The 13,379-nt window shown below is 68.4% G+C and carries 12 protein-coding genes and 2 pseudogenes; 6 read left to right on the top strand and 8 right to left on the bottom strand.

What is annotated here, in order from left to right:
* Nucleotides 1–257: pseudogene (locus HNQ01_RS12995) on the top strand (IS5/IS1182 family transposase); the annotation flags it as partial.
* Here the strand turns inward: HNQ01_RS12995 and HNQ01_RS12990 are convergent.
* From HNQ01_RS12990 to HNQ01_RS22205, 8 genes and pseudogenes are all read right to left on the bottom strand, one after another.
* Nucleotides 208–660 carry a nucleotidyltransferase family protein gene (locus HNQ01_RS12990; protein WP_173805866.1) on the bottom strand — a complete coding sequence of 151 codons (453 nt, stop codon included), beginning with the start codon at nt 658–660 and terminating at the stop codon, nt 208–210. The pseudogene HNQ01_RS12995 and the gene HNQ01_RS12990 sit on opposite strands and share 50 nt — an antisense overlap.
* A complete protein-coding gene (locus tag HNQ01_RS12985; protein WP_173805865.1) occupies nt 657–1,085 on the bottom strand; it encodes an HI0074 family nucleotidyltransferase substrate-binding subunit in 429 nt (142 codons plus the stop codon). The genes HNQ01_RS12990 and HNQ01_RS12985 overlap by 4 nt, the downstream gene beginning before the upstream one ends.
* On the bottom strand, nt 1,082–1,573 hold the full coding sequence (locus HNQ01_RS12980) for a DUF3037 domain-containing protein (protein WP_173805864.1): 492 nt from the start codon (nt 1,571–1,573) through the stop codon (nt 1,082–1,084). Before HNQ01_RS12980 ends, HNQ01_RS12985 begins: the two co-directional genes overlap by 4 nt.
* Nucleotides 1,574–1,642: 69 nt before the next feature.
* Nucleotides 1,643–2,521 (bottom strand): DUF3800 domain-containing protein, encoded by an 879-nt coding sequence (locus tag HNQ01_RS12975; RefSeq protein ID WP_173805863.1) that lies wholly within the window; start codon nt 2,519–2,521, stop codon nt 1,643–1,645.
* A gap of 24 nt (nt 2,522–2,545) precedes the next feature.
* Nucleotides 2,546–5,083, bottom strand: a complete 2,538-nt coding sequence (gene gyrB / locus HNQ01_RS12970; protein ID WP_173805862.1) for a DNA topoisomerase (ATP-hydrolyzing) subunit B — start codon at nt 5,081–5,083, stop codon at nt 2,546–2,548.
* A 124-nt stretch (nt 5,084–5,207) separates the two neighbouring features.
* Entirely contained in the window at nt 5,208–6,338 is a 1,131-nt protein-coding gene (dnaN, locus tag HNQ01_RS12965; RefSeq protein ID WP_173805861.1) for a DNA polymerase III subunit beta, read from the bottom strand.
* 43 nt (nt 6,339–6,381) lie between these two features.
* On the bottom strand, nt 6,382–7,836 hold the full coding sequence (dnaA, locus tag HNQ01_RS12960) for a chromosomal replication initiator protein DnaA (RefSeq protein WP_286180760.1): 1,455 nt from the start codon (nt 7,834–7,836) through the stop codon (nt 6,382–6,384).
* A gap of 486 nt (nt 7,837–8,322) precedes the next feature.
* Nucleotides 8,323–8,517 (bottom strand): annotated as a pseudogene (locus HNQ01_RS22205) (DnaA N-terminal domain-containing protein); the annotation flags it as partial.
* Nucleotides 8,518–8,743: 226 nt separating this feature from the next.
* On the opposite strand from HNQ01_RS22205, the gene rpmH reads away from it, so the two are divergent.
* The 5 genes from rpmH to mnmE all read left to right on the top strand — a co-directional run bounded on the left by rpmH (nt 8,744) and on the right by mnmE (nt 13,285).
* Nucleotides 8,744–8,878 carry a 50S ribosomal protein L34 gene (gene rpmH / locus HNQ01_RS12955; protein ID WP_133595998.1) on the top strand — a complete coding sequence of 45 codons (135 nt, stop codon included), beginning with the start codon at nt 8,744–8,746 and terminating at the stop codon, nt 8,876–8,878.
* Nucleotides 8,879–8,907: 29 nt separating this feature from the next.
* Entirely contained in the window at nt 8,908–9,411 is a 504-nt protein-coding gene (locus HNQ01_RS12950; protein ID WP_173805859.1) for a ribonuclease P protein component, read from the top strand.
* Nucleotides 9,412–9,428: 17 nt separating this feature from the next.
* Nucleotides 9,429–9,812 carry a membrane protein insertion efficiency factor YidD gene (yidD, locus tag HNQ01_RS12945; RefSeq protein ID WP_173805858.1) on the top strand — a complete coding sequence of 128 codons (384 nt, stop codon included), beginning with the start codon at nt 9,429–9,431 and terminating at the stop codon, nt 9,810–9,812.
* Nucleotides 9,809–11,470 carry a membrane protein insertase YidC gene (yidC, locus tag HNQ01_RS12940; protein WP_173805857.1) on the top strand — a complete coding sequence of 554 codons (1,662 nt, stop codon included), beginning with the start codon at nt 9,809–9,811 and terminating at the stop codon, nt 11,468–11,470. The genes yidD and yidC overlap by 4 nt, the downstream gene beginning before the upstream one ends.
* 399 nt (nt 11,471–11,869) lie before the next feature.
* A complete protein-coding gene (gene mnmE / locus HNQ01_RS12935) occupies nt 11,870–13,285 on the top strand; it encodes a tRNA uridine-5-carboxymethylaminomethyl(34) synthesis GTPase MnmE (RefSeq protein WP_173805856.1) in 1,416 nt (471 codons plus the stop codon).
* Nucleotides 13,286–13,379 lie beyond the last annotated feature (94 nt).

The raw sequence follows: 13,379 nt of genomic DNA, 5'->3' as shown, positions 1-13,379 counted from the left end.
GTCCGGGATCCGAGTCCCGAAACGAGGCCGTCCGGGCATGCCAGCGCCTGGGCACAAGCATCTGGAAGACGTGGAGCGGCTATCACCGGCGCAGCCTGGTGGAGACCAAGATGCACTGCCTGAAGCGGTTGGGCGAGCGGGTCACGGCCCGCACGTTCGATCGTCAGGTGGTGGAGCTGCATGTGCGCGTGGCCGTGCTCAACCGCTTCAGTCAGATCGGCCGGCCGCAGACCGTGCCAGTGGGTGCCGTGGCATGAGTCCGTCCGGGGTTGGGGTCAGGGCGTCTGTTCGTGGATTTGTGCAACAGAGCCGTTGCGATCCTGAAAGAAGCAGCAGCCTTGCCGCAGCGATCCGCGCCCTGAAGGCCTCATCGAGCGTGGTCCAGTCGACCACGTCGACCCGCCAGGGCAGATCGGATTCGGAGAACGCCTCCGCCAGCGCGGCTTGCTCGTCCAGCGTGAGCGCATGGGCGCCGATCACGGCCAGATCGAGATCCGACCAGGGCTTGGGCGGATGCGCGCCGCCACCGGCCCGCGAACCGAAGGCCCAGACTTCCCGTCCGGGCAGCAGCCGGGCCAGGATCTGCCGGACGAGGGCCAGATGGTGCGGCTCGATCGACAGCCGTGCTGCCAGAGCCGCCTCATCGGCCGGCGCGGTCATCCCCGGCGCTCTAGCGCTTCGAGCAGCCCGCGTGCATCGGCCACGAAGGGGCGGATGCCTTCGTGGACTTGCCGCGCCTTGCCCACGTCATCGATGTGCGAGGTCGTGCCGCGCATCTGCCGGTAGCGGAACCAGGCCTCGACATCCCGCACCAGCCCCTTTTCCGCCCCGACCCGCAGCAGGTCGCGAAAGCCGAGCTGGTCGGTCTCTCCCGGCGTGGCCGCTTCCGCCTCGATCTGGCGCTTCAGCATCTTCGTCGCCAGCTCGTAGACGAACTCGAAGTTCTGGATGACGCCCGCGAACAGCGTGTTGCGCACCGCGTCCGACTGCGCCTGCAGCCACGCCACGTCCTCGGTGACACGCAGGCTGTCTTCCAGCGAGGTCAGGGCGCGGCGCAGCGGGGTGAGGTCGAGGGTGAAGGTCATGGCGCTCGGATCGCTGGATCCAGCGCCTCGCGCACCAGTCGAACCGTCGTGTCTTTCCGGCGGCTCCTGGTCTGCTCGCTGCTGCGCTGCACATAGCGGGCGAAGACCTGATCCAGCAGTTGCCGCGGATCCTCCGTCATCGCCACCCGCAGCGGCGCGTAACGGATCATGGTCTCCCGAGGCTGCGCGAGATCCTGCACCAGCCGCAACGCCAGCGCCTCTTCCCGGCACCCGCTGGCGAACTGCCGCTGGTGCAGGTGGTTCTGCAGATGGGCCAGCTCGGCCTCCACCTCGCGCCGCACCTGGGTGAACAGCTCGCGGTTGAACTCCTCGAAGAACTGCGTGATCCGCCGGTAGCGGGTGATCAGCCGGAAATCGAAGAAGCCCAGCGCTGGACAGGCCACCACCACGCCCATGTTCGCGAACTCGCCCGAGTCCGACTGCGGCAGCAGGCGCACGAGGGTGTAGTGGGCGATGTGGTGTGCCATTCGACTGGACAAGCATGTACAATGCAGAGGCCCTTCGACTCACGAACGCCCAAGTTCCACTTGGGACTCTTATGTAGTGATCGCGGGGCTTTTCGCTTTTCGGGCTGCGCTCTTCGAAAATTCTGGACGGATTGCGCCATCAGTCGGCTTGAAAAGCCAGTGGCGATACGGATTCAGCCACAGATCCGGCCTGCCCCCTGGCATCCCCGTCGAAATCCCGATGTTGAACCGCTTGCCGTCGTAGGTGTTGCAGATCTCGGAGAGGATGTGCTTGTAGACCCGCTCCTTGGCAATCGTGCGTTTTCCACGGGTCCGAGAGCCTTCTGGCTTTTCCTTGTGCTTGTCATTCAGGCGGAATTGCATAGCGCCCAGTACCACATCGAGCCCTTGCAGGATGACATGCTCTTTGGAGTCGACTTCCGCCATCTGCTCCTGTCTGATCTGCACGCCTGCTCGACGGAAATCTGAGTTGTGGCTCAGCCCCGTGACAAAGCCTTTGAACGCGGCGCACTTCTCTGCTGTGTCAGGCAACTTGTCGAAGTAGATCCGTACACCGGTCTTCTCCTGCGCCCGTCCAGCATATCGAAGCCCAAACGCATGCTTGATGAACTGGTAGTACAGCAGGAAGAAGCCGTCCTCTCGCTGCCTCTCGGTCAGGCGATGGGCCGAGAAGTAGTTCTGCGTGAACATGATCCGTATCTTGAGCTTGCCCTCCCTGATCAGTTCGAAGACGGTTGAGATGAACTCGATGTACTTCTGTGCATAGGGCTCCGTGATCTTCTGCCACTTGATTTCGCCAAGCAGATTGAGCCGCTGCTGTGTGCTCGCCAGCCTAGCGATCACCTCTTGCTGGTGGATCGACTCCACCAGTGCTCCTCCGTAGAAATTGCCGAAATGACGACCTGATGAGTCGGATTCGTCGCAGTAGATGATAAGTTCGCGTGACATCGAGCAATCTGTGGTCCAGTTTACTTACGCGTCGATGTTCGCCGCCCTCAGCGCGTTGCTCTCGATGAAGTCGCGCCGCGGCTCGACCTCGTCGCCCATCAGCATCGTGAAGACCTTGTCGGCCTCGATGGCGTCCTCGATCTGGACCTTGAGCAGGCGGCGGACCGTCGGGTCCATCGTGGTTTCCCAGAGCTGCTCGGGGTTCATCTCGCCCAGGCCCTTGTAGCGCTGGCGGCCGACCGAGCTTTCGGCCTGCTGCAGCAGCCAGGCCATCGCGGCGCGGAAGTCGGCGACGCGGATCTCCTTCTGGCGCTCGCCCTCGCCGCGGCGAGCGACCGCCTCGGGGGTCAGCAGGCCCTTGAAGGTGCGGCCGGCCTCGCTCAGCGCCTCGTAGTCGGCGCCGTGCACGAAGTCGGCGGTGATGACGCTGCTCTTGACGTTGCCGTGGTGGCGGCGGCTGATGCGCAGATAGGGCTTGTCGCTGCGCGGGTCGATCTCGGCGCTGACCTCGGCGTCGTGCAGCGCGGCCTTCAGCGCCTCGGCGCTGGCGGCGGCGCGCGTGGCGTCCTCCAGGTCCAGCGTCAGGCCGTCGCTGATCGCGCGCAGCGCCTCGACGTCCATCCAGTTCGACAGCCGGTCGATGACGTTGGCGGCCTTGACGTACTGGCCGGCGAGCCGGTCCAGCGCCTCGCCGCGCAGGGCCTCGCGGCCCTCGCCCGGCTCGACCACCGCGCCGTCCAGCGCCACCCGCACCAGGTACTCGTCCAGCGCGGCGGCGTCCTTCAGGTACTGCTCCTGCTTGCCGTGCTTGACCTTGTAGAGCGGCGGCTGCGCGATGTAGATGTGGCCGCGCTCGACCAGATCGGGCATCTGGCGGTAGAAGAAGGTCAGCAGCAGCGTGCGGATGTGGGCGCCGTCCACGTCCGCGTCGGTCATGATGATGATGCGGTGGTAGCGCAGCTTGTCCGGGTTGAAGTCGTCGCCGCCCATGCCCTGGCCGATGCCGGTGCCCAGGGCGGTGATCAGCGTCAGGATCTCGTTGCTGGACAGCAGCTTCTCGTAGCGCGCGCGCTCGACGTTCAGGATCTTGCCGCGCAGCGGCAGGATCGCCTGGAACTTGCGGTCGCGGCCCTGCTTGGCCGAGCCGCCGGCGGAGTCACCCTCGACGATGTAGATCTCGCACAGCGTCGGGTCCTTCTCCTGGCAGTCGGCCAGCTTGCCCGGCAGGCCCAGGCCGTCGAGCACGCCCTTGCGGCGCGTCATCTCGCGCGCCTTGCGCGCGGCGTCGCGGGCCCGCGCGGCGTCGACGATCTTGCCGCAGATGGTCTTGGCGTCGGTCGGGTTCTCCAGCAGCCAGTCGGTCAGCAGGCGGCTGACGATGTCCTCCACCGGCGCGCGCACTTCCGACGACACCAGCTTGTCCTTCGTCTGCGAGCTGAACTTCGGCTCGGGCACCTTCACCGAGACGACGCAGGCCAGACCTTCGCGCATGTCCTCGCCGCTGATCTCGACCTTCGCCTTCTTGGCGATGTCGTTGTCCTCGATGTACTTGTTGATGACGCGCGTCATCGCCGCGCGCAGGCCGGTCAGGTGGGTGCCGCCGTCGCGCTGCGGAATGTTGTTGGTGAAGCAGAGCACCGACTCGGAGAACGCGTCGTTCCACTGCATCGCCACCTCGACGCCGATGGTGGTGCCCTGGTCGCTCTGCTTCTCGCCGACGGCGTGGAAGATGTTCGGGTGCAGGACCTTCTTGCCCTTGTTGACGAACTCCACGAAGCCCTTGACGCCGCCGGCGTAGGCGAAGTTGTCCTCCTTGCCGCCGTTGCGCTCGTCGACCAGGCGGATCTTCACGCCGTTGTTCAGGAACGAGAGCTCGCGCAGGCGCTTGGCCAGGATGTCGTAGTGGAACTCGTTGTTCTGCTGGAAGATCTCGGTGTCGGGCAGGAAGTGGACCTCGGTGCCGCGCTTGTCGGTCTCGCCGACGATCTTCATCGGGCTGGTCTCGACGCCCACCCCGTCCACGGTCCGCAGTTCGATCACGCGGTCCTGCGGCACGCCCTTGCGGAAGTCGATCTGGTGCACATGGCCGTCGCGGCGCACCGTCAGGCGCAGCCACTTCGACAGGCCGTTGACGCAGGACACGCCCACGCCGTGCAGGCCGCCCGACACCTTGTACGAGTTCTGGTTGAACTTGCCGCCGGCATGCAGCTCGGTCAGCGCGATCTCGGCGGCCGAGCGCTTCGGCTCGTGCTTGTCGTCCATCTTCACGCCGGTCGGGATGCCGCGGCCGTTGTCGATGACCGAGATCGAGTTGTCGGTGTGGATGGTGACGACGATGTCGTCGCAGTGGCCGGCCAGGGCCTCGTCGATCGAGTTGTCGACGACCTCGAAGACCAGGTGGTGCAGGCCGGTGCCGTCGGACGTGTCGCCGATGTACATGCCCGGGCGCTTGCGCACCGCTTCCAGCCCTTCCAGGATCTGGATGCTGCCCTCGCCGTAGGCGGCGGAGGCGTCCGCGGTGGCCGGGATCGGGGTGGAGGAGGGCGGGTTCAGGTCGCTCATGTCGCTCTTGCAGAAAGGCCGGAGCGGGCCGCAGCCCGCTCGGGTGATGGGTTCACGCCATGCCGGTCGGTCTGTCATTGTCGCCGACCCGGTCGCCGGACCACGCGGATCCGGCCCGATCCGCTCAGATGCGCATCGGCATGACCACGTACTTGAAGCCGGCGTCGTCCGGCCGGGTGAACAGCGCCGAGCTGCTGGCGTCCTGCAGCGACAGCGTCACCATCTCCTGGTCCATGTTGGACAGCACGTCCATCAGGTAGGTGACATTGAAGCCGATCTCGATCGTCGGGCCGTCGTAGTCGATCTCCAGCTCTTCCTTGGCCTCTTCCTGCTCGGCGTTGCTCGAGGCGATCTTCAGCAGGCCGGTCTCGAAGTTCAGGCGCACGCCCTTGAACTTCTCGCTGGTCAGGATGGCCGCGCGCTGCAGGCTGGTCAGCAGCGTGGCGCGGCCGAGCGTGACGTGGTTGCGGTGGTTCTTCGGGATGACGCGGTTGTAGTCGGGGAACTTGCCCTCGACCAGCTTGGTGACGAACTCCATGCCGCCGAAGCTGAAGCGCGCCTGGTTGGTGGCGAAGCACATCTCGATCGGCGCGGCCTCGTCGTCCTTGGCCGCCTTGCCGCTGTCCTTGAGCAGGCGCTGCAGCTCCAGCACCGTCTTGCGCGGCAGGATGACCTCCTGCTTCGGGATCTCGACGTCGAGCGTGGCCTGGGCCAGCGCCAGGCGGTGGCCGTCGGTGGCCACCAGCGTCAGCGTGTGGCCCTCGGCGACGAAGAGGATGCCGTTGAGGTAGTAGCGGATGTCGTGCACCGCCATCGCGAAGTGCACCTGGTCGATCAGGTGCTTGAGCGTCTTCTGCGGCACGCTGAACACCGGGCCGAAGTCGGCCGCCTCCTGCACCAGCGGGAAGTCGTCGGCGGGCAGGGTCTGCAGCGTGAAGCGGCTCTTGCCGCCCTGCAGCGTCAGCTTGTTCTGCGCCGCGCTCAGCGTGACGATCTGGTCCCCGGGCAGCGTGCGCAGGATGTCGATCAGCTTGCGCGCGCCCACCGTGGTGCTGAAGTCGCCGGCGTCGCCGCCCATCTCGGCGCGGGTGCGCACCTGGATCTCGAGGTCGCTGGTGGTGAACTCGCACTCCGGCCCCTGCTTGCGCAGCATCACGTTGGCCAGGATCGGCAGCGTGTGGCGCCGCTCGACGATGCCGGAGACCGCCTGCAGGGCGGCGAGGAGTTTGTCCTGCGGTGCTTTCAAGACGATCATGAGGTGGGTCTCTGCGGTGGGGTGGTTCCGTCCTGTGGCCCGCTCAGCCCTTCAGGGTCTGCTCGAGCACATGCAGCTGCTGGTTCAGTTCGGTGTTCTTGTGGCGTTCCTCGGCGATCTTGCGCACCGCGTAGAGCACCGTCGTGTGGTCGCGTCCGCCGAAGAGGTCGCCGATCTCGGGCAGGCTCTTCTGCGTCATCTCCTTGGCCAGGTACATCGCGATCTGGCGCGGCCGCGCGATCGAGGCCGGGCGCTTCTTGCTGTACATGTCGGCGATCTTGATCTTGTAGAAGTCGGCGACCGTCTTCTGGATGTTCTCGACCGAGATCTGGCGGTTCTGGATCGACAGCAGGTCCTTCAGCGCCTCGCGCGTCAGCGCGATGTTGATGTCCTTGTGGCTGAAGCGCGAGTAGGCCACGACCTTGCGCAGCGCGCCCTCGAGCTCGCGCACGTTGGCGCGCACGTTCTTGGCGATGAAGAAGGCGACCTCCTCGGGCATCGCGCAGCCCTCGGCCTCGGCCTTCTTCATCAGGATGGCCACGCGCATCTCCAGCTCGGGGGGCTCGATCGCCACCGTCAGGCCCGAGTCGAAGCGGCTGGTCAGGCGCTCGTCGATGTCCACCAGCCCCTTGGGGTAGGTGTCGCTGGTCATGACGATGTGCGCGCGCTTGGACACCAGCGCCTCGAAGGCGTTGAAGAACTCCTCCTGCGTGCGGTCCTTGCCGGCGAAGAACTGCACGTCGTCGATCAGCAGCAGGTCCAGGCTGTGGTACTTGGCCTTGAGCTCGTCGAAGGTCTTGCGCTGGTAGTTGCGCACGACGTCCGAGATGAACTGCTCGGCGTGCAGGTAGAGCACGCGCGCGTCGGCGCGCTCCTTGAGCATCGCGTTGCCGACCGCGTGGATCAGGTGCGTCTTGCCCAGACCGACGCCGCCGTACAGGAACAGCGGGTTGTACATGCCGCCGGGCGAGCCGACGACATGCAGCGCGGCGGTGCGCGCCATCTGGTTGGCGCGGCCCGGCACCAGGGTGTCGAAGGTCAGCAGCGGGTTGATGCGCCCGCGCGTGTTCGTCGGCGCCGAGGGCGGCGGCACGGTGGGGATGACCAGCGCAGGCGCGCCCGTCAGCGCAGGAGCGGGCGCCGGCGCGACCTGGCGGGCGACGATCGGGGCCGGCGCCGGGGCGGCCGGGGTCCGTGGGGCCGGGGGCGCCGTGTTCGATCCGGCCGGGGCGGCGGCATCGGTGGCGGGCGCCGGGGCGCCGGGGCGGCTGCGCCGGGCCACCGCGGCCGATGCCTTGGCCAGCGCGGCCGAGGCCGAGATCGGACCGGCCGGACGTGCGCCGGCTGCACCGGTGGCCGCACTGGAGGTCGCCGCCACGCCCGGAGCCGGGCTCGCGACGACCGCCGCTGCGGCGATCGGTGCTGCAGGAGCGGCCGCCGGCGCAGGCGCCGGGGACGCGAGATCGGGCAGCTCGGGCAGGGTCGCCGGGATCGGCATCGGCGGCAGCATGCCGCCACTGCCGCGCGCCGGCGGCGGTCGTCGCGGCAGGCCGGCCGGCGGCGCGGTGGCGGCCGGCGCGGGCGAGGCCTGCGCCGCATCGGTGCCGGCCTCGGCGGGGTCCAGCCGCGCGGAGATGAAGGAGGCCGCGGCGGCCGCGTCGGCCGCCAGTCGCGCCAGCGCCGGCGACTGCGCCAGCGGCGAGAGGTCGGCCGCCAGCACCAGCGGCTCGGTCATCGGCGCGACCTTGCGTGCGCTCGCGCGCGCGCGGGCACGAGCGCCGGCCGCGGCCGGGACCGGCGGCACGGTCGCTGGCAGGTCGAGCATCGACATCTGCACCGGATCGGCGGCTGCGGCCGCGTCGGGGGCCAGCGCAGGCGTCGGCGCCGCGGGCGCGACCTGCGCAGGCACGGACGCGGCCTCGCGCGCGCCCGCGATGTGGAATTCAAGGTGGACCGGCTGGCCGGCGATCTCGCTCAGCACCCGCTCGATCCGCGCGCCGAACTGCGAGCGGATCCAGTCCATCTTGAAACGGTTGGGCGCGCACAGACCCACGCGGACCTCCCCCCCGTCCACCGACACTTCGGCCGGAGGCAACGGGCGGAACCACGTGTTGAACTGCTGTTCCGGCAGCTCGGCGGCGAGGCGTTGCAGGCCTCTGTCCCACAGGTCCGTATGCATGTGCTGAAAATTGTGGACAACTTCGAGCGAAGGGGCGCGATTGTATCGGCATCGGGCCTGTCCGGGTACAGGTTATCCACAGATTCTGCCGCAGGGTCAATCCCCCGCGATGCTCGGACTTGAGGCCCTCTCGATTGACTTCTCGGCAAGTCGCATGCTGTAATCGAGGGTTTCCCGAATCAGGGCGCCTTCGGGGTGCTCACACGTCAAGGCAAGAGGATTCATCATGAAGCGCACCTACCAACCGTCGAAGATCCGCCGTGCCCGCACCCACGGCTTCCTGGTCCGCATGAAGACCCGTGGCGGCCGTGCCGTGCTGAATGCACGCCGCGCCAAGGGCCGCAAGCGTCTGGCCGTCTGATTTCCGGGGCTTCGAGCTCCGTTCCGGGCGTGAGCGGACCCGTCGAGTCGCCGCTGCTGGACCGACTCACCGGGCCCTCGCGCTTCGAGGCCGTGATGTCCGTGCGCCCCTGCGCGCGCACCACCCACTTCATGGTCCACCATCTTTCCACCCCTCCGGACCTGTCCGGAAAAGCCGCTTCGGAACCCCCGTGCGAGCCTGTGGAAAAAACTGTGGATAACTCTGTGGAGAGGGCTGTGGATGACTTTCTGCGGCCTGCCGTTCTGCGTCTCGGTCTGGTGGTCCCGAAGCGTCATGCCCGACGTGCCGTGACCCGCACGCTGGTCAAGAACCAGCTCCGCGACGCCATCCGGCGCCATCTTCCGCACCTCGCCAGCGGCGACTGGGTGCTGCGCCTGCGTGCGCCCATCGACCGCAGCCGCTTCCCGAGCGCCCGCTCGGAGGCGCTGGCCGAGGAGCTGCGCGGCGAGATCGAGCGCCTGCTTGCCGACGCCGCGCGTCGCGTGCGGCGCGCCCAGCCGCCGTCGTCCTGACGGCGCTCCGCCTTCCCATGTCGCAGCAGTCCGCTTCCGTCCCGCTGCCGGTCCGGCTGCGCCGATGGCCGGTGGCGCTGCTGCTCGGGCTGGTGCGCGGCTATCGCCTGCTGCTGAGCCCCTGGCTGGGATCGTCCTGCCGCTTCGAGCCGACCTGCTCGGCCTACGCGCTTGTTGCTCTGGAACGTCACGGTGCCCGTCGTGGCGGCGCTCTGACGCTCCGGAGGCTCGCTCGCTGTCATCCGTGGTGTCCGGGCGGGCATGATCCGGTCCCGGAACGGCCGCCACGGCTGTTCACCTCTCTCCTGGAAGGTTCCGACGCCGGTGCGCCGGGCGATGCCGATGCACGCCCCGCATCCGCGGCGGACCTTTCGCTCGCCAATCGAAAGAGCTCCGTATGACCGACACGCGGCGCGCCCTTCTCTGGGGCGTCTTTTCCGTCTCGCTCGTGATGCTGTGGGACGGCTGGAACAAGCACAACGGCCATCCGTCGATGTTCTCGCCGCCGGTGGCTGCCTCGGCGGTGGCCGGGGCCTCCGCGCCGGGCGTGCCGTCGGCGGCCGTGGCCGCGCAGCCCGCCGGGGTCGCCCCGGTGCCGGGCTCGGTCGCGGCGGCCGCGCCATCGCAGAAGATCGAGATCACGACCGATCTGGTGCGCGCGACCATCGACACCCGAGGCGCCAGCCTCGTCGGCCTGAGCCTGCCCCGCTATCACGACGAGCATGACGCGAGCAAGCCGGTCGTCCTGTTCGACCAGTCGGCCGAACGCGTCTACCAGGCCGATTCGGGCCTGATCCCGAAGCTGGCCGGCCAGGCGGCGCTGCCCAACCACACCACGCCGATGACGCTGGTGCCGGGTCCGCTGACGCTGGCCGACGGCCAGGGCGAGCTGGCGGTCAGCTTCGAGTCGCCGGACCAGGGCGGCGTGAAGCTGCGCAAGACCTATGTCTTCAAGCGCGGCGACTATGCGATCCGCGTGCGCCACGAGGTCGTCAATACCTCGGCCGCGCCGGTGGCGCCGCAGCTCTACCTGCAGCTGTCGCGCGACGGCACCGTGAAGTCGACCTCGATGTTCATGGGCCCGAGCTCCTTCACCGGTCCGGCGGTCTACACCGACGCGGCGAAGTTCCAGAAGCTCGACTTCGCGAAGATCGAGTCCGGCAAGGCCGAGTACGAGAAGGCCGCCGACAGCGGCTGGGTCGCGATGGTCCAGCACCACTTCGTCGGCGCCTGGGTCTTCAACGACAAGCTGGCCCGCAGCTTCCAGGCCAAGAAGGAGGCGACCAACCTGTACTCGGTGGCGATGACGCTGCCGCTGGACACGGTCGCGCCGGGCACCTCGAAGACCGTCGAGACGACGCTCTACGCCGGCCCGCAGGAAGAGAAGAAGCTCGAGGCCCTGGCGCCGGGCCTGGAGCTGGTCAAGGACTACGGCTGGGTCACGATGCTGGCCAAGCCGCTGTTCTGGCTGCTCGACAAGCTGCACGGCCTGCTGGGCAACTGGGGCTGGTCGATCGTCGCGCTGGTGGTGCTGCTGAAGATCGCCTTCTACTGGCTCAATGCCAGCGCCTACCGCTCGATGGGCAAGATGAAGGCCGTCAACCCGCGCATCCAGGAGCTGCGCGAGCGCCTGAAGGACGATCCGCAGAAGATGCAGCAGGAGATGATGCGCATCTACCGCGAGGAGAAGGTCAATCCGCTGGGCGGCTGCCTGCCGATCTTCATCCAGATGCCGTTCTTCATCGCGCTGTACTCGGTGCTGCTGGCCTCGGTCGAGATGCGCGGCGCGCCGTGGATCGGCTGGATCCACGACCTGAGCGTGCAGGACCCGTACTACATCCTGCCGGCGCTGATGACCGCCACGACGCTGTTCCAGACCTGGCTGAACCCGACGCCGCCGGACCCGACCCAGGCCAAGATGATGTGGATCATGCCGCTGATGTTCAGCGTGATGTTCCTGTTCTTCCCGGCCGGCCTGGTGCTGTACTGGTTCGTCAACAACCTGCTGTCGATCGCGCAGCAGTGGCTGATCAACCGGCAGCTCGGTCTGAACCGCTGACGCCGCGTCGGCGCCTGCCCGCCTGCCTGCAGGTGGGTGGCCTGCAAGGGTCGTGAAGGGGGTGAGCTGCACCTCTTTTGCGACCCTTGTTGCTTTGTGCAATTCGGACGCGACAAGTGGCACGGCCTTTGCCGCCGGTTGCAAGGGCTGCCTTGAGTCTGTCACGGACGGCCCGCATCATTCGTTCTGCGGGGCGTGACCCCGGGATTGTGGTGGCAGGCTTGCAAGCCAGCAGAAGACGGGCCGGGAGGCTCGCCCCCACAGGCCCGGCTCCGGGGGTCGATGGCGATGAGCCGGCTCCCCTCCGCGCGAACACCCTGACGCCCTGTCGGCCCGGCTGCCGACAGGGCGTTTCTCATGGTGCGGGCCGGCCGTGCGGCGTCGGCGAGAATGCGCGCCATGCTTGCTCGACATCAGGATCCGATCGTGGCGATCGCCACCGCCCCCGGCCGCGGCGCCGTGGGCATCGTGCGTGTCTCCGGCCGCGGTCTGGCCCCGCTGGCCCGGCGCCTGACCGGCCGCGATCTGGCCCCGCGCGTGGCCACCTACGGGCCCTTCCTCGACGCGGAGGGCCGGCCGATCGACCAGGGCCTGGCGCTCTATTTCCCGGCGCCGCACAGCTACACCGGCGAGGACGTGCTGGAACTGCAGGCCCACGGCGGCCCGGTGGTGCTGCAGCTGCTGATGGCGCGCTGCCTGCAGGCGGCGGCCGAGGGCGGGCTGCTGCCGCGGCTGCGGCCGGCCGAGCCGGGCGAGTTCACCGAGCGCGCCTTCTTGAACGACAAGCTCGACCTGGCGCAGGCCGAGGCGGTGGCCGACCTGATCGACGCCAGCACCGAGGCAGCGGCGCGCAGCGCTGCGCGCTCGCTGTCGGGCGACTTCTCCCGGCGCATCGAGGCGCTGCGCGACGGCCTGGTCGAGCTGCGCATGCTGGTCGAGGCGACGCTGGACTTTCCCGAGGAGGAGATCGACTTCCTCGAGAAGGCTGATGCGCGCGGGCGGCTGGCGCGGCTGGCCGAGCGGCTCGATGCGGTGCTCGACACCGCGCGGCAGGGCGCGCTGCTGCGCGAGGGCCTGACGGTGGTGATCGCCGGCCAGCCCAACGCGGGCAAGAGCTCGCTGCTGAACGCGCTGGCCGGCGCCGAGCTGGCCATCGTCACGCCGATCGCCGGCACCACCCGCGACCGGGTCAGCGAGACGCTGCAGATCGAGGGCGTGCCGGTGCACGTGATCGACACCGCCGGCCTGCGCTCCGACGCCGAGGCGGCCGACGAGGTCGAGCGCATCGGCATCGCGCGCAGCTGGGAGGCGATCGCCGGCGCCGATGCGGTGCTGATGCTGCATGACCTGACCCGCGCGCTCGATGCGGACTATGCCGCGGCCGATCGCGCCATCGAGGCGCGGCTGCCCGACCGCTCGCGCCGCGTGCATGTCTTCAACAAGACCGACCGGGTCGATGCCGCGCACCGGGCCGCGGTGCTGGCCGGCGTGCCGCAGGGCGAGCGGGCGCTCACGCTCTCGGCCAAGACCCGCGACGGGCTGGAGGGCTTGCGCCGCCTGCTGCTGGAGCTGGCGGGCTGGCATGCCTCGCCGGACGGCGTGTTCATCGCGCGCGAGCGCCATCTGACGGCGCTGCGCCGCGCGCGCGAGCATCTCGAGCTGGCCGCGGGCTGGGCCGCGCGCCGCGACGAGGCGCTGGACCTGTTCGCCGAGGAACTGCGCCTGTCGCACGACGCGCTGGGCGAGATCACCGGCGCCTTCTCGGCCGACGACCTGCTGGGGGTCATCTTCTCGCGCTTCTGCATCGGTAAATGAAAGCCCAATAAGGCGGACATCGATCCGATACGCTCGGGCGTACCAATCGGAGGCCTGTCCACTGTCGAGCGCGCGATGCCCCGAGGGCTCGGCT

This window comes from Sphaerotilus uruguayifluvii, from assembly GCF_013294065.1.
GTDB lineage: Bacteria > Pseudomonadota > Gammaproteobacteria > Burkholderiales > Burkholderiaceae_C > Sphaerotilus > Sphaerotilus uruguayifluvii.
Note: the sequence above shows the minus strand (reverse complement) of the source record. Positions and strands in the feature narration are given on the sequence as shown.

What these genes read in the sequence shown, in the direction of transcription:
- yidC (WP_173805857.1), top strand. Translation starts at nt 9,809, where the DNA reads ATGACCGACACGCGGCGCGCCCTTCTCTGGGGCGTCTTTTCCGTCTCG.
- yidD (WP_173805858.1), top strand. Translation starts at nt 9,429, where the DNA reads ATGTCGCAGCAGTCCGCTTCCGTCCCGCTGCCGGTCCGGCTGCGCCGA.
- dnaA (WP_286180760.1), bottom strand. Translation starts at nt 7,836, where the DNA reads ATGCCGATCCCGGCGACCCTGCCCGAGCTGCCCGATCTCGCGTCCCCG.
- dnaN (WP_173805861.1), bottom strand. Translation starts at nt 6,338, where the DNA reads ATGATCGTCTTGAAAGCACCGCAGGACAAACTCCTCGCCGCCCTGCAG.
- mnmE (WP_173805856.1), top strand. Translation starts at nt 11,870, where the DNA reads ATGCTTGCTCGACATCAGGATCCGATCGTGGCGATCGCCACCGCCCCC.
- HNQ01_RS12980 (WP_173805864.1), bottom strand. Translation starts at nt 1,573, where the DNA reads ATGGCACACCACATCGCCCACTACACCCTCGTGCGCCTGCTGCCGCAG.
- rpmH (WP_133595998.1), top strand. Translation starts at nt 8,744, where the DNA reads ATGAAGCGCACCTACCAACCGTCGAAGATCCGCCGTGCCCGCACCCAC.
- HNQ01_RS12990 (WP_173805866.1), bottom strand. Translation starts at nt 660, where the DNA reads ATGACCGCGCCGGCCGATGAGGCGGCTCTGGCAGCACGGCTGTCGATC.
- HNQ01_RS12975 (WP_173805863.1), bottom strand. Translation starts at nt 2,521, where the DNA reads ATGTCACGCGAACTTATCATCTACTGCGACGAATCCGACTCATCAGGT.
- gyrB (WP_173805862.1), bottom strand. Translation starts at nt 5,083, where the DNA reads ATGAGCGACCTGAACCCGCCCTCCTCCACCCCGATCCCGGCCACCGCG.
- HNQ01_RS12985 (WP_173805865.1), bottom strand. Translation starts at nt 1,085, where the DNA reads ATGACCTTCACCCTCGACCTCACCCCGCTGCGCCGCGCCCTGACCTCG.